The organism is Kitasatospora sp. NPDC059327, from assembly GCF_042752535.1.
Taxonomy (GTDB): Bacteria; Actinomycetota; Actinomycetes; order Streptomycetales; family Streptomycetaceae; genus Kitasatospora.
This window is the reverse complement of sequence record NZ_JBHYYB010000028.1, coordinates 88327-108079: the sequence shown is the minus strand read 5'-3', so window position 1 is coordinate 108079 and position 19753 is coordinate 88327. Positions and strand designations below refer to the sequence as shown.

The 19753-nt window shown below is 75.6% G+C and carries 15 protein-coding genes and 1 pseudogene; 10 read left to right on the top strand and 6 right to left on the bottom strand.

Annotated elements, in window-relative coordinates; genetic code table 11:
• The 8 genes and pseudogenes from ACFXHB_RS19230 to ACFXHB_RS19195 all read left to right on the top strand — a co-directional run.
• Positions 1–441: pseudogene (locus ACFXHB_RS19230) on the top strand (hypothetical protein); the annotation flags it as partial.
• On the top strand, positions 438–1376 hold the full coding sequence (locus ACFXHB_RS19225) for a class I SAM-dependent methyltransferase (protein ID WP_380575614.1): 939 nt from the start codon (positions 438–440) through the stop codon (positions 1374–1376). The pseudogene ACFXHB_RS19230 and the gene ACFXHB_RS19225, both read left to right, overlap by 4 nt.
• A complete protein-coding gene (locus ACFXHB_RS19220; RefSeq protein WP_380575612.1) occupies positions 1373–3922 on the top strand; it encodes an MMPL family transporter in 2550 nt (849 codons plus the stop codon). The genes ACFXHB_RS19225 and ACFXHB_RS19220 overlap by 4 nt, the downstream gene beginning before the upstream one ends.
• Positions 3919–4668: a CPBP family intramembrane glutamic endopeptidase gene (locus ACFXHB_RS19215; RefSeq protein ID WP_380575611.1), complete on the top strand. Its 750-nt coding sequence runs from the start codon at positions 3919–3921 to the stop codon at positions 4666–4668. The genes ACFXHB_RS19220 and ACFXHB_RS19215 overlap by 4 nt, the downstream gene beginning before the upstream one ends.
• 147 nt (positions 4669–4815) lie before the next feature.
• Positions 4816–5769 carry a PfkB family carbohydrate kinase gene (locus ACFXHB_RS19210; RefSeq protein WP_380575610.1) on the top strand — a complete coding sequence of 318 codons (954 nt, stop codon included), beginning with the start codon at positions 4816–4818 and terminating at the stop codon, positions 5767–5769.
• 86 nt (positions 5770–5855) lie between these two features.
• Positions 5856–6317 carry a VOC family protein gene (locus ACFXHB_RS19205; RefSeq protein WP_380575609.1) on the top strand — a complete coding sequence of 154 codons (462 nt, stop codon included), beginning with the start codon at positions 5856–5858 and terminating at the stop codon, positions 6315–6317.
• Between the two features lie 47 nt (positions 6318–6364).
• Positions 6365–7282 (top strand): pyridoxamine 5'-phosphate oxidase family protein, encoded by a 918-nt coding sequence (locus ACFXHB_RS19200; protein WP_380575607.1) that lies wholly within the window; start codon positions 6365–6367, stop codon positions 7280–7282.
• 239 nt (positions 7283–7521) lie between these two features.
• Positions 7522–8871 (top strand): peptidoglycan-binding protein, encoded by a 1350-nt coding sequence (locus ACFXHB_RS19195; protein ID WP_380575606.1) that lies wholly within the window; start codon positions 7522–7524, stop codon positions 8869–8871.
• A gap of 50 nt (positions 8872–8921) precedes the next feature.
• Here ACFXHB_RS19195 and ACFXHB_RS19190 read toward each other — a convergent pair whose 3' ends face one another.
• Both ACFXHB_RS19190 and ACFXHB_RS19185 read right to left on the bottom strand, forming a co-directional pair.
• The gene (locus ACFXHB_RS19190) at positions 8922–9710 is read right to left on the bottom strand and encodes a TrmH family RNA methyltransferase (protein WP_380575604.1); all 789 of its coding nucleotides are present in this window, start codon (positions 9708–9710) and stop codon (positions 8922–8924) included.
• A gap of 5 nt (positions 9711–9715) precedes the next feature.
• A complete protein-coding gene (locus ACFXHB_RS19185; RefSeq protein WP_380575603.1) occupies positions 9716–10363 on the bottom strand; it encodes a TetR/AcrR family transcriptional regulator in 648 nt (215 codons plus the stop codon).
• Between the two features lie 126 nt (positions 10364–10489).
• On the opposite strand from ACFXHB_RS19185, the gene ACFXHB_RS19180 reads away from it, so the two are divergent.
• Positions 10490–11146, top strand: a complete 657-nt coding sequence (locus ACFXHB_RS19180; protein ID WP_380575601.1) for a hypothetical protein — start codon at positions 10490–10492, stop codon at positions 11144–11146.
• A 30-nt stretch (positions 11147–11176) separates the two neighbouring features.
• Here the strand turns inward: ACFXHB_RS19180 and ACFXHB_RS19175 are convergent, their stop codons facing one another.
• The 4 genes from ACFXHB_RS19175 to ACFXHB_RS19160 form a co-directional block, all read right to left on the bottom strand.
• Positions 11177–13321 (bottom strand): FUSC family protein, encoded by a 2145-nt coding sequence (locus tag ACFXHB_RS19175; RefSeq protein WP_380575600.1) that lies wholly within the window; start codon positions 13319–13321, stop codon positions 11177–11179.
• Positions 13322–13331: 10 nt separating this feature from the next.
• Positions 13332–14597 carry an HTTM domain-containing protein gene (locus ACFXHB_RS19170; protein WP_380575598.1) on the bottom strand — a complete coding sequence of 422 codons (1266 nt, stop codon included), beginning with the start codon at positions 14595–14597 and terminating at the stop codon, positions 13332–13334.
• The gene (locus ACFXHB_RS19165) at positions 14594–15259 is read right to left on the bottom strand and encodes a DUF5819 family protein (protein WP_380575597.1); all 666 of its coding nucleotides are present in this window, start codon (positions 15257–15259) and stop codon (positions 14594–14596) included. The genes ACFXHB_RS19170 and ACFXHB_RS19165 overlap by 4 nt, the downstream gene beginning before the upstream one ends.
• A 147-nt stretch (positions 15260–15406) precedes the next feature.
• Positions 15407–16567, bottom strand: coding sequence for a rhodanese-like domain-containing protein (locus ACFXHB_RS19160; RefSeq protein ID WP_380575596.1), 1161 nt, complete (start codon positions 16565–16567; stop codon positions 15407–15409).
• A gap of 342 nt (positions 16568–16909) precedes the next feature.
• Here ACFXHB_RS19160 and ACFXHB_RS19155 point away from each other — a divergent pair, with 342 nt between their 5' ends.
• On the top strand, positions 16910–19681 hold the full coding sequence (locus ACFXHB_RS19155) for a SpoIIE family protein phosphatase (RefSeq protein WP_380575594.1): 2772 nt from the start codon (positions 16910–16912) through the stop codon (positions 19679–19681).
• Positions 19682–19753: the final 72 nt, after the last annotated feature.

Genomic DNA, 19753 nt, shown 5'->3' with positions numbered 1-19753 from the left:
CGACACTGGCCCTGGTGCGCCGCCCCCGCCGCCGGCGCCGCGCTCACCCTGGCGGCCGCCCTCCCGCGCCGGCGCGCCGACGCCCTCCTGCCGGGCCCGCCCCACCGGGCCCCGGCGGTCGGGCTGCTGCTGCTCGGCGCCGCCCTGCCCGCCTCCGCCACCACCGCCCAGCCCGTCCTCGCGGCCGCGGTCACCGCCGTCGCGGCGCTCACCACCGCGGTGGCGCTCGGCCTGGGCCGTACCCGCGCCCCCCGGCCGCCCGTCGCCGCGGCGGCCCTGTTCGCCCTGGTCGCGGGCACCGCGGCCGGGGCGACGGCCCCCTCGGTGGCCGCCGCCGTCCTCGGCACCCTGGCCGGCCTGGCCGGCCTCCTGCTCGTCGCCTGCGCGGCACCGGCCGCGCAGCCCTCGGAATCCGACCACATCAGAAGGAGCCAGCCATGAGTCGCCTCGGACTCGCCGCGCGTGCCCTGCGCCTCACCTTGAGCCGCACCCACGCCGACACCACCCCCGACTACGACGCCGCGAGTTCCAGCTACGACAGCTACTTCAGCCCGGTGATGGGCGTGCACTCGCTCGCCGCACTCGGCGAGGTGACCATCAAGCCGGGCGACGACGTCCTCGAACTCGCCTGCGGCACCGGGCACCTGACCCACGAGATCGTCCGCCGGCTGGAGGGCCGCGGCTCGGTGCACGCGGTGGACAAGTCCCCCGGGATGCTGGCGGTGGCCCAGGCCAAGATCCTGCCCGACACCCTGCGCGCGCCGGAACTCGACGTCTCCCTCCAGGAAGGGGACATGGAGGAGTTCCTGCGCGACCGGCCGACCGCCTCGGCCGACCTGGTCGTGGTCGGCTGGGCGATCTGCTACAGCAAGCCGGTCAAGCTGCTGGAGCAGGTCAAGCGGGTCCTGCGGCCCGGCGGCCGGGTGGTGGTGATCGAGACCCGCGGCGACGCGCTCAAGACCCTGATCGACCAGCTGGAGAAGGTCTTCGCCGCCGACCCGTCGCTGCTCACCGGCCTGGTCCGGGTGAACCTGCCGAAGGACGCCGCCACCGTGGCCCGGTGGTTCGCCAAGGCCGGTCTGACCGTCGACGTCCAGCGCGACGGCCACCAGGTGCTGCCCGCCGACACCCCGGAGGCGGCCCTGGAGTGGGTGCAGCGCTCCGGCGCGGCGGCCGGCTTCAAGGACGCCGTCGACCACCGCCGCGAGGACCACGCGCTGGAGCTGATCCGCGCCGGCCTGGCCGAACACGTCGCCCGCAACGGCACGTTGGAGCTGCGGCACACCTTCGCCGTGGTCACCGGCACCAGCCCCAGCACCCCCTCCGCCGGTACCGGCCCGGGCGGGCGCCACCGCGAGGGAGTCGGCACCGCATGACCACGACCGTCACCCCCGCGACACCGGAGACCACCCACGGCACGGTGCAGCGCCGCCTGCTGCGCCTCGCCGGGGGGCTCACCGCCCGGCCGAAGACCGTGCTCGCGGTCTGGGCCGTGGTCATCGCGATCTGCTTCCCGTTCGCCTCGCAGTTGAACGACGTCCTGACCAAACAGGGCGCGTCCAAGGTCGTCCCGGGCACCAGCAGTGCCCGGGCCGACCAGCTCGTCGAGCGGTCCTTCCCGGACCGCTCGCAGCGCGAGTCGATCGTCGCGATCGGCGCCCCGGACGTCCGGGGCGAGCAACTGCGCAAACTGCTGGCCGAGTTGGACGGCCGCATCGCCGAGAAGGAGCGCACCGGCGAAGTCCGGCAGTCCGTCTCGGCGTACACCCTGTACCGCGACTCCACCGCCGAGTACCTGCGGCAGCTGCGCACCCAGGTGGACCGCGACCTCACCGCCGCCCAGGCCGGCACCTCCCCGGAGGCGCGCCGGCAGGCGGTGGACGCGGCCGTGGCGGCCGGCCAGGTCCCGGCCGCGCTCGCCGACCTGGCGCACCGGGCGGTGGCCGCCGACGACGCGGCCCTGCCCGGTCTGGCCGCGGGTTTCGCGGCCGCCACCGACTGGCGTTCCTTCCCGGTGCCGGTGCCCGCCGACGCCGTCGACCGCCTGCTCGCCAAGGACGGCCGGGCCGCGCTGGTCACGGTCAGCTTCGCCAAGCAGGCCGGGCACGACCCGGACGTGGACTGGCTGCGGTCCGCCATCGACGGCTCGCTGCGCGGGGTCGGCGCCGGTCCGGACGTCAGCGCCCACGTCACCGGCGAACTCGCCCTGATCAAGGACACCTACAAGAAGGCCGAGGACGACAACGCGCTGATGGAGACGGTCGCCTACGCGATCATCTTCGTGGTGCTGCTGCTGTTCTTCCGCGCCGTGGTGCCCGCCGTCCTGACGGTGGCCGCGATCGGGCTGGCCATGACGGTCAGCCAGGCCGCCCTGTTCACGCTCGGCCACGGCGTGACGCTCACCCAGTTCACCATCACGATCATGAACTTCGTGATGCTGGGCGCGGGCGTCGACTACAGCATGCTGCTCTCCTCGCGCTACCGCCAGGAGCGGCTGGCCGGCCGCCCGCCCAAGGAGGCGGCGGTGCACGCCACCGCGCACGCGGGCGAGTCCATGCTGCTCGCGGCGATCGCGGTGGTGCTCGCCTTCGGGGCCACCCTGCTCTCCCCGGTGGACTGGATCCCGCCGCTCGGCTACGGCGGGCTGATCGGCATCCCGATCGTGCTGCTCGCCGCGCTCACCCTGACGCCCGCGCTGCTGTCGCTGCTCGGCGACCGGTTCTTCGCCCTCGGCTGGAGCCCGCTGAGCGATCTGGAGCACGAGAGCGCCCTGGGCCGGCACCTGGCCAGGGCCGCCGACCTGGCCCGCCGCCGCAAGGTGGCGATCGTGCTGGTCTTCGCCGTGCTCACGGTGCCGTTCGCGGTGATCACCGCCCAGCACCGCTCGACCGCCGACCCGGTGGCGCTCAGCCCGGCCACCGACTCCAGGGCCGGCTTCGAGCTGGTCGCCAAGGAATGGGGCGACGCGACGGTGCTGCCCACCCTGGTGGTCGCCCGGCCGGCCGCCGGCGTGGTCGATCCGGCCACCCACCGGCTCACCGACAGCGGGCGCGCCGCGGTGACCGCGCTCACCGACCGGCTGGCAGCCGTCCCGGGCGTCGCCCGGGTCTCCGCGGTGACCAGGCCGTTCGGCACCGCGCTGCCCGCCGACCAGGTCGACGCGCTGACCGCGGACGTCCGGCGCGACTACCTGGCCGACGACGGCGCGCTGCGGATCGTGGTCGAGCTCGCCGACCCGCCCTACTCGGAGGCCGCGGTCGGCACCGTCGACCGCGTCCAGGACGTCACCGAGGGCGCCAAGGACGTCGGAGCGCTCCAGGTCGGCGGCGCGACCCAGGTCGACCGGCAGTACGGCAACGCGCTCAACTCCAGCTTCTGGCAGATGATCGGGCTCGTCTCGATCGGGGTGTTCGTGATGCTGGTGGTGGCCCTGCGCTCGCTGCTGATCCCGATCCGGCTGATCCTCACGATCATGATGAGCAACGTCTGGGCGATCGGCATCACCGTGCTGATCTTCCACTTCTGGCTCGACCGGGCGATCATCGACGACCTGCCGATCTTCCTCACCGTCCTGATGATGGGGCTCGGCATGGACTACGAGATCTTCCTGGTCACCCGGGTCCGCGACCTGGTGCGCGGCGGGGCCGACCAGGAGAGCGCCACCATCGGCGCGGTGGTCGACACCGGCCGGGTGATCAACGCGGCCGGCCTGGTGATGGCGGGGAGCCTGGGCACGATGGTGCTCTCCTCCACGGTGATGCTCCAGGAGTACGGCGCCGGTCTCGGCCTCGCCGTCCTGCTGGACGCCACCCTGATCCGGATGCTCTTCGTCCCGGCCACCCTGTTGCTGTTCCGCCGGTACAACTGGTGGCTGCCCTCACTGCGCCGCGCCCCCGCGGCGGCGGAGGTGGCCCCGCGATGACCGCGAACCGTCCGGTGGCGGCGTCCGCGTCCCCCGAGCCCGCCGCCACCGGACGGGCTCGCACCGTGCACCGTCTGCGCGACCACCACCGCGCCGCACCGCTCGCCTCGGCCGCGCTGCTGTTCGCGGTGCTGGCCTCGGTGCGGATCGCCGGGGCGTTCGCGCTCCCGCTGATGGTCCTGTCGGTGGGCCTGAGCGCCCTGGTCCTGGCCGTCCTGGACCGCCCGGACCGCGCCGCCGCCGGCCTGCGCCGGTTCCGGCTCGGGCCCACCCTGGCCGGCACCGTCCTGGTGGTGCTCGCCTACGCCGACACCGTCTTCGCCACCCGGGCCGCCTTCGGCCGGAGCGAGGGCAACTGGACGGCACTGATCCCGGAGCTGTTCCGGCAGATGGCACCCGGCGCCCCGGTGGTGGCGGGCCTGGCCATGGTGCTCTGCATGGGCGTCCTGGTGCCGCTGGTCGAGGAGGTCTGTTACCGGGGCGTGCTCTACCACGCGGTGGAGCGCGTCCGGGGGCCGGTGGCGGCGATCGCCGGGACCTCGGCCGCCTGGGCCCTGGTCCACCTCGGCGACTACGGCCTCAACCCGTTCGACACCCGGGTGATCTGCGGGGTCCTGCCGTCCGTCTTCACCATGGGCCTGGCCCTCGGCATCTGCCGCGCCTGGACGGGCTCGGCCCTGGCCAGCGCCGTCGCCCAGGGCACCGCCAACCTCCTGCTCCTCGGCTGGGTCCTCTGGGCCCTCTAGGTCCGGCCGCCGGCCCGTTCCCGGCCGTCCCCCGCTCCGGCCGTCCCCCGTTCCCGGCCGTCCCCCGCTCCGGCCGTCCCCCGCTCCGGCCGTCCCCCGCTCCGGTCACTCCGACTCCGCACACTTCACGGTGAGGCAGGTATCCCCATGCGCATCGCGGTCACCGGCCCGATCGTCATCGACAATCTGATGACCTTCCCCGGCCGTTTCACCCACCAGTTGCTGCCCGCCCAGCTCAAGCACCTGTCGCTCTCCTTCCTGGTCGACGACCTGGAGGTGCGCTACGGCGGCGTGGCCGCCAACGTCGCCTACGGGCTCGGCCGGCTCGGCCGCCGGCCGCTGCTGCTGGGCGCGGCCGGCCGGGACTTCGGCGACTACCGGGAGCGGCTGGAGGAGGCCGGGGTGGACACCTCCCTGGTCCGGGTCTCGACCGAGCTGGCCACCGCCCGCTACACCAGCACCACCGACGCCGACCGCAACCGGATCACCTCCTTCCACCCCGGGGCGCTGGCCGAGGACGTCAGCCCGGGCCCGCCGGGCTGGGCGGCGGGCGTCGGACAGGTCTTCCTCGGCCCCGCCGGGGCGGAGGTGATGGCCGCCCGCGCCGCCGAGTGCCGGCGGCTCGGCCTGCCGTACCTGGTGGACGTGGCCGGCCGGACGGAGGAGCTCGGAGCGGCCGGCGCCGAGGCCGTGCTGACCGGGGCGGACTGCCTGGTCACCAACCGCCGCGAGCGCGGCCTGCTGCTGGAACACACCGGCTGGACCGCCGAGGAGGTGCTGCGCCGGGTCGGGAGCTGGGTCACCACGCTCGGCCCGGAGGGCGTCTGGATCGACTACCCGGACGCGCCCTCGCTCGCCGTCCCCGCCGCCCCGATCTCCCGGCTGCCGGACGGCGCGGGCGCGGGCGGCGCGTTCCGCGCGGGCTTCCTGGCGGGCCGGGCCGAAGGGCTCCCGGACGAGGCCTCGGCCCGGACGGGCTGCGTCCTGGCCGCGTACGCGCTGGAGTCGGCCGGCAGCCAGGACTACCTGTTCACCGCCGAGGCCTTCGCGGAGCGGCTCACCGAGACCTACCTAACCCCTACAGAGGCCAGTATTGGTTGACGGGACATCAGACTAACCACTATCGTTCCTTGTATCGGTTAGGGAACGGGCGTCCCCGGACGCCCCGGCCACGGGAGTGATCAGCCATGTCCAGCACCACCACCAGCACCCCGCAGACCGGCCACGTCGGCCTGAACGTCACCGACCTCGACCGTTCGACCGCCTTCTACCGGAGCGTCCTCGGCCTGGAGGTGGTGAACGAGGGCACCGACCCGGAGCGCCGCTTCGCCTTCCTCGGCCGCGACGGGCGACTGGTGATCACCCTCTGGCAGCAGAGCGCGGGCACCTTCGCCACCGCCGCGCCCGGCCTGCACCACCTCTCCTTCCAGGTCGACAGCCTCGACGAGGTCCGGGCCGCCGAGCGGCTGCTGCGCGAGCTGGGCGCCGAGTTCGCCCACGACGGCGTCGTCCCGCACAGCGAGGGCGCGGCCTCCGGCGGGATCTTCTTCACCGACCCCGACGGCATCCGGCTGGAGATCTACACCCCGAAGGGCGTGGAGGACATCGCCGCCCCCGCCGGAACTGCCCCCACCTGCGGGTTCTTCTAGGCCCCCGACCGGATCGAGAACGCATCGGATCGAATCGGGAGGCAGCCATGACGGACAGCGGCACGCCGTACCACCCGGGCGAGCGCGCGGTGCAGGCCCGGGCCGGCCGCCGGGAGCGCGCCGACCACTCCGGCCGCGCGATCGGCCGCACCATCCCAGCCGTGGCCGCCCGGTTCCTGGCCGAACGCAGGACGCTGGTGCTCGGGGCCGCCGACGCCGACGGCCGGCTCTGGGCCACCCAGCTCACCGGCGCCCCCGGCTTCCTGCGCGCCCCCGACGAGCGGACCCTCACGGTGGCCGCCGGGCCCGCCGCCGAGGACCCGCTGGCCGCCGTCCTGGACGGCCCGGCCGAGGTCGGCACCATCGCGCTGGACCCGGCCGGCCGGCGCCGAATGCGGCTCAACGGCCGCTCCGTGCCGGACGGCCGGGGCGGACTGGTGATCACCGCCGACCAGGTCTACGCCAACTGCCCGAAGTACATCCAGCGCCGCAGCCCGCTGGAGTCGGCCGCCGGCACCCCGCGCGTGGTGGCCGCCGGCCCGGCGCTGTCCACCGCCCAGCAGCTGACCGCGGCCACCGCCGACACCTTCTTCATCGCCACCGCCGGTCCGGACGGCCGGGTGGACGCCTCGCACCGGGGCGGCAACCCCGGCTTCCTCCGGGCCGTCGGACCGGACCGGCTGCGCTGGCCCGAGTACGCCGGCAACAGCATGTTCATGACCCTGGGCAACCTGGAGCTCGACCCGCGGGCCGGGCTGCTGCTGCCGGACTTCGAGACCGGCGGGGCGCTGCTGATCACCGGCGAGGCGCGGACCGACTGGTCCGAAGGATCGGCGGCCGGCCTGCCGGGGGCCGAGCGGGTGGTCGACCTCACCGTCACCGGCGTCCTGGAACTGGCCGACGCCACCCCGCTCACCTGGACCGCACCCGAGTACTCCCCGGTCAATCCGCCGGCCGCGGCCTGACCCCCGGCCCCCGGGAACCCGCCGCCGGGAGCTGACCACCCACCAGGTCGGCCCCGGCCCTACCGCCTCCCGTTTCCCCACGCCACGCCCGGGCCGCCGAACGGTCGTCACCCGGGCGGCGCAACCCGCCGCGCAGACCCCCCGTCCGGTTTGGGACTTTGGTCCCGATAACACGCGATAACGGCCTGGGAAGGTCACTCCTGTCGCGCCATCAGGACTGACCGGGAAAGAGGCGGAGCATGACCCCCACCGAGCAATCGACCCCGTTGCTGGAATTCGACGAGGTCGCACCGGACGAGGACTGCATATGCGGGGGCTGCCGCGCCGGGCGACGCGCCCGGCAGCGTGCCGCACCGGTGCACGAGGGCGGGCACGCCGCGGCCCGGAGCGTCCGCCGGCGGGCGGCCGTCCTGATGGCCGCGGTCGGCACCGCCCTGGGCGGCGGGGCGGCGGGGGCCACCGGAGCCGCGGCGGCCCCCGCGCCCACCCCCGGCGGCAGCAGCGCCAGCCAGCCGCCGACCACCCCGCAGGGCGGGGTCAGCGGTCTCTACGGCGAGTCCCCCGGCGCCCGCGCCTTCGCCGGTCCGCGGGCCGCCGCGGAGCCGCTCACCCGGGCGCGGATCATCGAGCGGGCCCAGAGCTGGGTCACCCAGAAGGTCCCGTACAGCATGAGCCGCTACTGGTCCGACGGCTACCGCCAGGACTGCTCGGGCTTCGTGTCGATGGCCTGGGGCCTGGGCAGCAGTCAGACCACCTGGACACTGCCCGACTTCGCCGACCGGATCACCAAGGCGGACCTCCAGCCCGGCGACATCCTGGTCTACAACAACCCGGCCGACCCGCAGGCCGGCTCGCACGTCACCGTCTTCGGCGGCTGGACGAACGCCGCCCGCACCCGATACCTGGCCTACGAGCAGACCTCCCCCGGCACCACCAAGCGGGACACCCCGTACGCCTACTGGAACAACTCCGCCTCGTACGTCCCGTACCGCGCCAAGGCCCTCTCCGGCGCCACCAGCAACGACGGCGCCGCCTCGACCGCCTTCCCCGGCGCCGGCGCGTTCGGCCCGGGCGCGAACAACGCCTACGTCACCAAGCTCGGGCAGATGCTGACCGAACGCGGCGGCGGCCGGTTCTACACCGAGGGCCCCGGACCGCGCTGGGGCGAGGCCGACCGCCGGGCCACCGAGGCCTTCCAGCTCGCCCAGGGCTGGCGCGGCGCCGAGGCCGACGGCATCCCGGGCAAGGACACCTGGGACTACCTGGTCTCCCACAAGGGCCGCGACATCGCCGCCGCCACCCCGCTCCCGCCACCCCCGGTCACCCCCGGCCCGGGCGGCGGCACCGGGGCGACCGCCTTCCCCGGCACCGGCACGTTCGCCCCGGGCGCGAACAACGCCTACGTCACCGCGCTCGGGGAGCAGCTGGTCCGCAAGGGCTTCGGCCGCTCCTACGCCCAGGGCCCCGGTCCCCGCTGGACGGAGAGCGACCGGCGGGCCGTCCAGGCCTTCCAGCAGGCCCAGGGCTGGCGCGGTGCCGAGGCCGACGGCTACCCCGGGCCGGACACCTGGCGCCGGCTGTTCGGCTAGGGCGTGTTTGCAAAGTCGCGTCGGACCAGGCGGGACTTTGCAAACACGCCTTAGGCCCGGTCCGCGGGCCCGCCCGGCAGGGGAACACCGGGCGGGCGGCCCGACATCCAGTGGAAGAGCCCCATCGCCACGCTGGTCGCCAGGTTGAAGCTGGAGACCCCGGGCTGCATCGGCACCGCGACCAGCCGGTCGGCGCGGTCCCTCAGCTCCGCCGAGACCCCGTGCCGCTCGGTGCCGAAGGCGAGCAGCGCGTCGTCCGGCAGGGTCACCGTCCGGATGTCCGCGCCCTCGGGGTCCAGGACGTACAGCGGACCGGCGGGCAGCCCGGACAGCGTCAGCCGTTCGACGGCGGTCGCGAAGTGCAGGCCGGCGCTGCCGCGCACCACGGTGGGGTGCCAGGGGTCCAGGTCGCCGGTGGTCACCACGCCGGTGGCGCCGAAGCCGGCCGCCAGCCGGATCACGGCGCCCACGTTGCCCAGGTTGCGGGGGTTCTCCAGCAGCACGACCGGCGCGGTCCGGGGCTGCCGGCCGAGGGCCGCCAGGGTGGCGCCGGTGGTCGGGCGGCCGGCCAGCGCGACCACCCCGGTGGGGTGCGGCCTGGGCACCAGCGTGCGCAGCGCCGCCTCCGGCAGTTCCACGGCCGACGCGGCCACCGCGGGGGCGACGTCCTCGGCCAGCTCGGCGGCGAGCGCCAGCAGCGCGGCCCGGTCGGCGGTCAGCACCCGGCGGACGTCCCCGCCGAAGCGCAGCGCGTGCTTGAGCGCGTGGAACCCGTCCAGCAGCACCGTGTCCGGTGCCGCCGCTTCCGCCCGCCAGGCGCGCACCAGCTCGTCGTTCATGCCGCTCACTCTGCCACCCCGGTCGGGCCGGTCTCCCCGGGCCGGGCGGCGGCCGCGATCACCTGGTCGAAGCCGAGCGGCGTGCCCGCGCCGTCGGTGACGCCCGCCCGCAGTCCGGCCAGGGCGAGGTCCAGCTGGCGGTGGACCAGCGTGCCGTCGGCGTCCAGGGCGGCGAGCCCGCCCGGCAGCGGCCGGGACACCCGGACGCAGAGCAGCACCAGGTCGCCCAGGCCGATGTCGGCCCGCAGCTGTCCGGCCCGCTGCGCCGCCCTGACCAGGGACCGCGCGGCGGCGACGGTCCCGGCCCGGGTGGCGGCCAGTTCCTCGTCCACCACGAGGCGCTCCAGCAGCACCACGATCGCCGCGCCCATCCGCAGGTCCGCGGCGGCGTGCACGAAGCGGCGCAGGGCCCGGTACGGGTCGTCCTCCTCCCGGCGGGCCTGCTCGGCGGCCTCGGCGAGCCGGGCCAGCAGGTCGGTGACCAGGGCCCGGACCAGCGCCTCGCGATCGGGGAAGCGCCGGTAGAGGGTGCCGGGGCCGACCCCGGCCCGGCGCACCACCGCGTCCAGCGGGGCGTCCGGCCCGCGTTCGAGGAACACCTCGCAGGCCGCGTCCAGGATCCTGCGCCGGCTGCGTTCCGCGTCCGCCCTCATCACCAACCCCTTAACCGGAGAGATTCTCTCCCCCTATGCTACCGTCCAGGAACCGGAGAGAATCTCTCCGCCTATGTTCCGCCGGCCCGCCCAGCCCGGGCGGCCGCCCTGCCGAGGAGCGACGCCATGACGACCAGCCGACCCCCGATCACCGTCCGCACCGACATCGACGGCACCCGCCACCCCCGGGAGGCCGTCCTGGCGTGGGAGCTGGACCGGGCCCGCGCCGCCCTGCGGCTGCTCAAGCGGCGCCTCGGCGACGACCGCGTCCGGGACCTGCTCGCCCCCGACACCGCCGAGGCCGACGCCGTGCTGGCCGGCCTGCTGCGCGCCTCCGGCGGCCGGTGGCGCTCCGCCGTCACCGAGCTGACCGCCGAGGGCATCGACGCCGAGCACTTCCTCGGCTGGTGGCAGGGCCGGCTGCGGGCCTCCGACCGGGCCGCCCTGCTCGCCGCCAACCCCGAGCACTACCTCGCCGACTCCACCGGCGGGCAGGTCGAGATCATCGAGACCGTCGGCGCCGGGCCGCTGCGCTTCTTCCTCCGGTTCGACGCCCCCACCGCCACACCCGAGTACCCCGTCCGGATCGGCGGCACCGGGCGGCTCGCCGACGGCTCCGAGGTGCTGCGGGTGATGCACGTGTTCGCCGACTCCCCCGACGGCCTGCGGATCCGGCTCACCGTCGAGTTCCCCGCGGCCGCCCCGGACGAGCTGGCGGCGGGCCACCAGTGGCACTTCGCCTGCGAGTTCGCCAACTGGCTGGAGGCCGCGGCCGCCGCCTGACCGACGGCCGGGCGCCCCCGTCCGGCCCGCCTACCGCGCCGTGGACTCCCGCGCGCGCTGCGCCGGGGTGGCCGTGCCGCCTCCGCGCAGCGCGCGCTCCAGGTCCTTCAGCGCCTGGAGCAGCAGCCGGCTGCTGGTCCGGACGACATCGCGCTGCACGCTGGCCGGCGCCCGTTCCAGCGCCTCCTCCAGCCGGGCCTGGGCCTCCCGCACCGCGTCGAACTCCACCGGCCGGTCGGTGAGCAGCGCGGCCGCCGCCAGCGCGGTGCCCAGTCGCAGCTCCTCGGCGAAGTCGGCCGCACCGGGCACCGGTTCGGCGTCGGCCGCGGGCAGGTGGGCTTCCAGCAGCACGACGACCCGCCCGAGGTGACCGACCGCCGCGCGGGCCCGGTCCAGCTGACGGCGGCTCACCCCGGGCAGCCCGGAGGCGTGCCGGCCGGGCTCGGCGTCGGCCCGCTGCATCGCCTGGAGCAGCTCGGAGCGGGCCTCCCGGGAGTCCAGCAGCGCCGAGCGGACCTCCCGCCCGCGCGGGGCGCCCGGGTCCTCGTAGACGGCGAGTACCGCCGCCGCGTAGCGCCCGGCGGCGGCCAGCCACTCGGCCAGCCGCTCGCCGAGCCGGGCGGTCTGCCAGGTCGGGAAGAGCGCGTAGGCGAGCAGCGCGACGGAGCCCCCGAGGAAGGTCAGCCCGACCCGCTCGAAGGCGGTGGCCAGCGGGTTCCCGGGCTGCAGGCCCAGCAGGAAGACCACGTAGGAGGAGACGCAGGCCGTCATCAGCGCGTAGCCGGTGCGCAGGGTGAGGTAGGCGCCGCCGATGCAGAGCACCGCGAGCGCGGCCAGCACCCACTCCCCGGGGTGGGCCAGCTGCACCACCAGGGTGGAGACCGCGACGCCGACCATCGTCCCGGCCAGCCGGGCCACCCCCCGGCTGTAGGTCTGGGCGAAGTCGGGCCGCATCACCATGGCGGCGGTCATCGGGGCCCAGTAGCCGTGCTCGAAGCCGACCAGCCGGGCGAGCAGATAGGCGAGCACGACGACTCCGGCCAGCCGGACGGCGTGCTGGAAGACCGCCGAGTGCGGCTGGAGCTGGCGCCGCACCGCGCGCAGGGCGACCGGCAGCATCTTGGAGAGCGGCGGTTTCAGCAGGGAGCCCCCGGCGCCGACCACGGGCCTGCTGATGGTCTCCTCGTCACCGCGCTCCAGGGCGTCGGCGGCCTTGCGCAGCAGCCCGGCGAGCCGGCGGGCGGCCCGCCGGGCCGCGCCCTGCAACTCCGGCCCGTCGGCCGGGGCGGCCAGCGTGAGCGCCGGCGCGGAGCGCGGCAGTCGCAGCGGATCACCGGTCCGGACGGCGCGCGCCAGGGCGTCCATCGCCTCGGCGGCGGCGGCCAGGACGGCCCGGGCCCGGTCCCGCTCGGGCCCCTCCGCGGGGGCGCCGACCTTGGGGTCGGCGATCGCGGCCAGGGTCGGCCGGACCCGCTCGGCGATGCCGCGCAGCCCGCGCAGCTCGGGCGGTCGGCGGCGGTCCTGCCAGGGCGTCAGCGCGGCCGCGTGCCGGGCCGTCATGAACGGCTCCGGGTCGACGTGCGCGGTCGGGTCCTGGCGCAGCCGCCGGGCGTAGTCGGCGAGTTCGGCGTAGGTGTCGGCGAGCGCCTCCCGCTGCACGGTCCAACTGCCGATCGGCCAGGCCGTGATGACGGCCGCCTGGACGGCTCCGCCGAGCGCGCAGACCAGTCCGTGGCCGAACGCGGTCGCGGCGCTGACCGGGAGTTGGACCACCACCAGCATCACCGAGAGGGTGTTGGCGGCGACCACGCCGGCGGTCGGTCCGATCGCCCAGGCGAGGCCGGCCCCGAAGGACCAGACCGCGAGCAGCGCCGGGAACGCCCCGCTCACCCCGACCGCGAGGTAGCCGAGGAAGGTACTGGTGCCGAGCCCGATCCCGGCCGCGACGGCGAGCGTGGGCCGGGGGCGGAAGCTGCGCTGGAAGGTGGCCGTCCCGGCGATGAAGGCGCCCATCGCGGCCGAGGTGGCCAGCCGGGCACCGCCCAGGGCCAGGGTCGGGAAGAGCACCACGGCGACGGCGACGGCCCCGCGGGCGGCCCGTTTGGGGTCGGTCAGCGCCCGGTCCAGGGTGAGTCCGGTCCGCGCGGTGTCTCGAAGTGCGGCGAACCAGGACATAGCGGTCAGCTTAGGGGAGGGGCATCCTCCGGCGGCGGAGGCGGCCGACGCTCCGCAGCCGCGCCCCCGCGCCCCCGAACCGCGCGCCCGCCCAGAGCAGCGCCCCGGTCGGCAGGAAGACGGCGTCCGCCGCGACCATCGCCAACGAGAACACCGGCAGCCCCAGCAGCACCGCGATCCCCACGTGCTCGGCCATCATCACCGCCAGCAACCCGTTCTTGAGCCGCCGGTGGACCAGCGTGAACGGGAACGCCACCTGCAGCAGCACCGTCCCGTACGAGATCAGGAAGACCGGCAGCAGGGCCGAGCCGACCAGCCCGGACAGCCCGGGCCAGGGCGTGAAGTAGTCCAGGTGCAGCGGGTAGTAGAGGGCGGTGCCGTCCTGCCAGCGCGAGCCCTGCACCTTGTACCAGCCGGCCGTGGCGTAGATCAGCACCACCTCGGCGGCGATCACCAGCATCGCGCAGTTGTGCACCATGTTCGCCAGCACGTCCAGCAGCGCCCGCGGCTCGCCGTCCGGCCGCAGCCGGCCGAGCGTCCACCAGAGTCCGGCCACCGCCCACAGGCCCCAGAACACCGGCGCCCAGCCGACATGGGGGAAGGCCGCGGTGGTCCAGCTCAGGCTCCGCCCGGAGAACCCGCCGAGCTGGCAGACCAGCAGCACCGCGCCCAGCACCGCCCAGAGCAGCACCCCGGACCGCCCGGGGGCCGGCCGCCGGGCGTCCAGCGACCAGACCCGCGCGCAGCGGGTGAAGACCAGGTAGACCGCCATCAGATGGACGACGTTGTCGCCGCCGTCGCCGAGGAAGACGTTGCGGTTCTGCAGTGACAGCACGGTCACCAGGAACAGCACGGTGCTCGCCCTGGTCCGCCAGCCCAGCAGGACGGCGAGGGCGGCCAGCACCGCCAGGTGGTAGACCAGCTCGAACCAGAGCCGCCCGCCGAACCACGGCAGCACGGTCAGCGCCCCGTTGTCGGCCAGCAGCCGCTCGGCCAGGTCGAGCGACCACGGCGAGGTGTCGCCGTACAGCAGCCGCCGGTTGGGCCACTCCCGCACCAGGAAGGCCAGCCAGACCAGCCCGAAGCCGATCCGCACCGCCGCCGCCTGATAGCGCCCCAGCACCTGCCCGGTGAACGCCGCGAAGGCCCGCGAGGCCGCGGCGGCGAGCTGCGGCCCGGGCCGCTCCGGGGCCGGTCGCGCCGGGGCGTCCGGCCCCGGCTGCCGGGGGATCCCTTCGAGCAGCACCTGCCCGGCCGTCGGCGGCACCTCGCTCACGCCAGCCCCCGGAAGTCCTCGTCGCCCACCGGCCACCACGGCAGCTCCCGGACCTTCGGCGCGGGCGGCGCGGCCTCCCCGCTCCAACCCGGCGGCGGGACGGTCGCGGCCGTCACCCGGAACTCGATCTGCAGGATCCGCTCGCCGTCGACGCTCCGGCCGATCCGCTGCAGCGCGATCCGCTTCAGGTACTCCTCGGCCAGCTTGCCGCGGGGATTGGTCAGCGAGTCGTCCTGCGCGCTGTGCGAGCCCTCGTAGAAGTCCCAGGCCCGGCGGAGCAGGTTCTGGTCGGCGTGGCTGGGCGCGGGGTTGCCGCGGATGGCCGCGACGTCCCGGGCGGTCAGCCCGGTCCAGTCGTGGGTCCGGGTCGCGCCGCCGTCCGCGACCGTACGCACCCGGGCGTCCAGGCTGACGTTCTGCTGCAGCGGGTTGGGCGCGAACAGCTTCCAGTTCTGCTCGAACTCCGGGTACACCAGGCCGTCGACCTGCTCCCGGTACTGCCGGGAGGCCGAGTTGGCCGGGGCCACGTGCAGGAAGACCGCGGCGAGGAACAGCCCGGTACCCGTGACCAGCACCGCGGCGGCCAGTCCGAGCACGGCCAGCGCCGGCGTCGACCAGACCCGCCCGCCGGGCGGTGCCCCGGTGCTCCCGGTCTCGGCCATGGACTCCCCCAGCCTTCGGCCGGGCGGAGCCCCCACCCGGGCGGACGTGCGCCGCCGGTCCGTCCCGGCACGGTCGCGCGCCCATCCTGCCCTACCCGGGGCCGGACGGCGCCGGTGGTGGGGGAGGGGGAGCGGACGGCGCGCGGCCTACAGGACGAAGGCGTCCCGGCCGTCGCTGCTCACCATCGGACGGCCCGCGCTCTCCCACGCGTACATCCCGCCGTCCACGTTGACCGCGTCCCGGCCGTTCTGCACCAGGTACTGGACGACCTGCGCGGAGCGCCCGCCGACCCGGCAGAGCACGTAGAGCCGGTCGTCCGGCAGCTCGCCGAGGCGGGCGATCACCTGGCCCATCGGAATGTGCAGCGCGCCGTCCACATGACCCGCGTCCCACTCGTCCTGCTCACGGACGTCCAGCAGGGCGGCGTCGGCGGGGACGGCGGCGGCTTCGGCGGTGGGGATCTGCGCGAACATCGTCTGACTCTCCTGGGGCTCGGTCCGGTCCGCTCCATTGTCTCCCACCGGCCGCCCGCCCAGCAGCCGTTCCAGCTCCGCCTGCTGGGCCGAGGCCTTCGCCAGCAACTGCTCGGCGAGCTCCTCCAACAGCCCGTCCGGATCCTGCGGGGCGAGGGCGAGCAGTTGGCCCATCGCGGTGTTCTCCAGCCTGACCTGCTCGGTGGCGGTCTCGGCGATCTTGGCGGTCAGCCACTCCAGGCGCCGGCGCAGCCAGCCGAGCCGGTCGGGGGAGTCCGCCGCGGGCGCCGCCTCGGGAGCGGTGGACCACTCCGCGGCGAGACCCTCCAGCGCGGCGGTGTCGCCGTACGCGTAGGCCTCGTTGACGCGGGCGATGAAGGCGGCCCGGCGCCGCTGCTCGACCGGGTCGGTGGTCAGGTCCGGGTGGGCGCGGCGGACGAGCTCGCGGTAGCTCCGCTGGGCGTCCCGGCCGGGACGCACCCGGGCCGGCGCGGCCGGCGGCGCGGCCGCGTCCATCTCCTGGACGCTGTCGAACAGCGCGTCCAGGTCGGGGAGTTCGTCCACCCGCCGGCGCGCCTCGGCGGCCCGCCGCAGGTCCTCTGGCCGCCCGGTCCGGGTGGCCACGGTCTCGGCGATCAGCGCGTCCAGCTCGTCCAGCCGGGCGTAGAGCGGACCGAGCAGCTGATGGTGGATCAGGGCGAAGTTGTCGATCTCGACCCGGAGCGTCTGCATGTCGACGTCCATGGTGAGCCAGGCGAGTTCGGCGGCGGCGACCCGCTCCTCCAGCTCCTGCTGCTCCGGATCCGTCCAACGGGCGGGGCTCTGCGCGGTCACGTCTCGCCTCTGTCTCGATCTTCCGGTTCGTCCTGCCGGCCTGTCCTGCCGGCCCGTCCTGCCGGCCCGTCCTGCTGCGACACCGTCCGCCGCACCGGGAGCGGCACACCCGCCCCGGGCGCGGCCCGGCCTGCCACCCTACCTCCGAGCGCGCTGCTCCGACCGGGTGGACAAGGAGCGCGGCCGGGCGTTCACCCCAGGACACGCAACAAGTACTGATGAATCTCCCCGTTTCGGTATCGAGCCCCGCCCTGTCCGTGCTTCGCTGGTACGCACAGCGTGCCTCCTCCAGAGAGACGGCCACCTCCAGGCGTGGCGGCCAGGCGGGAGCAGACCGAATCCATGGTGGACGAGCCCAACTCAACACCGCGTCCGGCGGCCGTCACGGCCGGGTCCGGGGCCGTACCGGGTGACCAGCCCGCAGGGGTGGTCGCGCTGGTCCGGCTCGCCCTGGTCCTGGTCGACCGAACGGGCCGGGTCGCGCAGTGGAGCAGGGCCGCCGAGGAGCTGTTCGGGCACCGCGCCGACGTCACCCACGACCGCCCCGCCTCCGGTCTGCTGCCCGCCATCGAACCGCGCAGCGTCCCGGGACCGTCCGCCGCCCCCGCCGTCCGCCACCGCCGCGACGCCCTGGACACCCTGGCCGAGCTGACCGCCGCCGACCGCCCGTGGGCCGGCCGCATGCCCGTCGTCGACCGCGAGGAACACCTGCGCGACGTGCTCTGGTGGGCCTATCCGCTGGCCGGCCCGAGCGGTGGCCTGCTGGCCCTGGCCACCGACGCCCGCCCGCTGCGCTCCACCGGGCCGCGGCTCGCGCTCGGCGAGCGGCTGCTGCCGTTCGCCGCCACCCCCGCCGCCCGGGGCGGCTTCCACCGGCTCACCGCCGCGCTCACCGCGCCCGGCCGCCCGGTGCCCGAGCCGCTCGCCCGACTGCTCCCGGGCGGCTCCGGCGACCGCCGGGCCCGGCTGCTGGACGGGCTCGGCCGGGCCGGCCTGCCCGCCCTGCGACTGGACGCCGGCACCGTGCTGCCGGTGCTGCCGGCCGATCCGCAGGCCGGCACCGCGCACGCCGCCGCGGGCATCGGCCGCCGCTACCCGACCGCCCAGCAGCGCGCCACCCGGCTCGGCCCGCCCCCGCAGCCCGAGCAGTCCGCCCCCGGCCGGCGGCCGGCGGGCCCGCTGCCCCTCCAGCGCGAGGCCGACCGGCCCGCCGCACCGGCCGCCCGGCCCACCGGCACCGTGAGCGGCACCTCGGCGGCCGCCCCGACCGTCCCGGCTCCGCCCAGAGGAGGCGCCACCATCGAGCAGGCCGCCGTCGAGTCGTCCGCCAACGGCCTGCAGGGCCGGCACGGCGACCAGGTCCCACCCGCCGCCGTGCCCTCCCCCGCCCCGGCCGACGGCCTCCTCGGCCCCGGCGGCCCCCCGCCGACCGGCCGGCTCACCCCGTTCCTGACCAACGGCCAGGCCGGGGAGCAGCTGGCCCTGCTCAACGAGGTCGGCGGCAAGGTCGGCACCACCCTGGACCTCGGCTTCACCGCGCGCGAACTCTGCCAGGTGCTCGTCCCCCGGGTCGCCGACTTCGCCTGCGTCGACCTGGTCGACGGCCTGATCTCCGACTCCGAGCTGCCCGAGGCCCGGCCGGACGACGACACCATGCTGCGCCGGGTCGCCCTGGTCAACAACGACTCGGCCGGGCAGTGGGACCACGTCCTCGCCGAAGGCTCCCTGGTCGCGATGCCCCGCCGCACCCCGCCGGGGATGGCCCTCCAGCTCAACCAGCCGGTCCTGGTCCCGGTGGTCAGCGAGGACGTCGCGGTCGACTACGCCGCCGCGCTCGGCGGCGTCCGGCTCGCCTCGGTGGTCTCCGGCCGCTCGATGCTCGTGGTGCCGCTCTCCGCCCGGGGCACCGTGCTCGGCATCCTCAAGCTGCTCCGGCTGTCCGACCGCGCCCCCTTCGACGAGGGGGACGCCGCCACCCTCAAGGAGCTGGCCGCCCGCGCCGCGCTCTCGCTGGACAACGCCCGGCTGCACCGCGCCGAGTCCAAGGTCGCCACCACCCTCCAGCGCTCGATGATCCCGACCCGCCCCCCGCAGATCCCCGGCGTGCAGATCGCCCACCGCTACCTGCCGGGCGACCCCAAGGCCGAGGTCGGCGGGGACTGGTTCGACGCGATCCAGCTGCCCGGCAGCCGGGTCGCCCTGGTGGTCGGCGACGTGATGGGCCACGGCATCCACTCGGCCGCCGCGATGGGCCGCTTCCGCACCGCGATGCAGACCCTCGCCGCCCTGGACCTGCCGCCCGGCCAGCTGCTGCGCCACCTCGACAACCTGGCCCAGAAGCTCGGCGACGACCATCTGGCCACCTGCCTGTACGCGGTCTACGACCCGATCAACCGGACCTGCGAGCTGGCCAGTGCCGGCCACGTCCCCCCGGTGCTGGTGCACCCGGACGGCACCGGCGAACTGCTGGAGATCCCGGCCGGAGCCCCGATCGGCGTCGGCGGGGTGCCCTTCGTCGCCAAGACCATCGACGTCTCGGACGGCTCCATGCTGGTGCTCTGCACCGACGGACTGGTCGAGGTCAGGGGCGGCGACATAGGGACGGGGCTGGCCGCGCTCTGCGGCAATCTGATCGACCCGCAACGCAGCCCCGAGGAGGCCTGCGACGTCGTCCTGGACCGGCTGCACTCGGACGACCGCAAGGACGACGTCGCCCTGCTGGTGGCCCGCTTCGACGGGGTCGCGCCGACCGAGGTGGCGACCTGGGACCTCACCGTGGACCACCGCGAGGTCCGCCGGGCCCGCGCGCTGGTCCGCGAGCAGCTGACCAGCTGGCACCTGGAGGCGCTCTGCGACACCACCGAGCTGCTGGTCAGCGAGCTGGTGACGAACGCCGTCCGGGTCGCCCGGGACCGCGTCCAGCTGCAGCTGATCCGGGTGGACAAGCTGCTGGTCGAGGTCAGTGACGACAACCACAACCTGCCGTCGCTGGAGCCCGCCGAACAGCTCGGCGAGACCGGCCGCGGCCTGACGCTGGTCACCAAGCTCGCCGAGCACTGGGGCACCGCCCGCAAGGCGGTCGGCAAGGTGGTCTGGTTCGAGCTGCCCCTCTGATAGGCGCCCGCTCGCCTCCGGGCCGCTTCGGTCCGGTGCCGACGGTCGGCGCTCCGGGCGCCGCTCGTTCCT

What these genes read in the sequence shown, in the direction of transcription:
- ACFXHB_RS19225 (WP_380575614.1), top strand. Translation starts at nt 438, where the DNA reads ATGAGTCGCCTCGGACTCGCCGCGCGTGCCCTGCGCCTCACCTTGAGC.
- ACFXHB_RS19220 (WP_380575612.1), top strand. Translation starts at nt 1,373, where the DNA reads ATGACCACGACCGTCACCCCCGCGACACCGGAGACCACCCACGGCACG.
- ACFXHB_RS19215 (WP_380575611.1), top strand. Translation starts at nt 3,919, where the DNA reads ATGACCGCGAACCGTCCGGTGGCGGCGTCCGCGTCCCCCGAGCCCGCC.
- ACFXHB_RS19210 (WP_380575610.1), top strand. Translation starts at nt 4,816, where the DNA reads ATGCGCATCGCGGTCACCGGCCCGATCGTCATCGACAATCTGATGACC.
- ACFXHB_RS19205 (WP_380575609.1), top strand. Translation starts at nt 5,856, where the DNA reads ATGTCCAGCACCACCACCAGCACCCCGCAGACCGGCCACGTCGGCCTG.
- ACFXHB_RS19200 (WP_380575607.1), top strand. Translation starts at nt 6,365, where the DNA reads ATGACGGACAGCGGCACGCCGTACCACCCGGGCGAGCGCGCGGTGCAG.
- ACFXHB_RS19195 (WP_380575606.1), top strand. Translation starts at nt 7,522, where the DNA reads ATGACCCCCACCGAGCAATCGACCCCGTTGCTGGAATTCGACGAGGTC.
- ACFXHB_RS19190 (WP_380575604.1), bottom strand. Translation starts at nt 9,710, where the DNA reads ATGAACGACGAGCTGGTGCGCGCCTGGCGGGCGGAAGCGGCGGCACCG.
- ACFXHB_RS19185 (WP_380575603.1), bottom strand. Translation starts at nt 10,363, where the DNA reads ATGAGGGCGGACGCGGAACGCAGCCGGCGCAGGATCCTGGACGCGGCC.
- ACFXHB_RS19180 (WP_380575601.1), top strand. Translation starts at nt 10,490, where the DNA reads ATGACGACCAGCCGACCCCCGATCACCGTCCGCACCGACATCGACGGC.
- ACFXHB_RS19175 (WP_380575600.1), bottom strand. Translation starts at nt 13,321, where the DNA reads ATGTCCTGGTTCGCCGCACTTCGAGACACCGCGCGGACCGGACTCACC.
- ACFXHB_RS19165 (WP_380575597.1), bottom strand. Translation starts at nt 15,259, where the DNA reads ATGGCCGAGACCGGGAGCACCGGGGCACCGCCCGGCGGGCGGGTCTGG.
- ACFXHB_RS19155 (WP_380575594.1), top strand. Translation starts at nt 16,910, where the DNA reads ATGGTGGACGAGCCCAACTCAACACCGCGTCCGGCGGCCGTCACGGCC.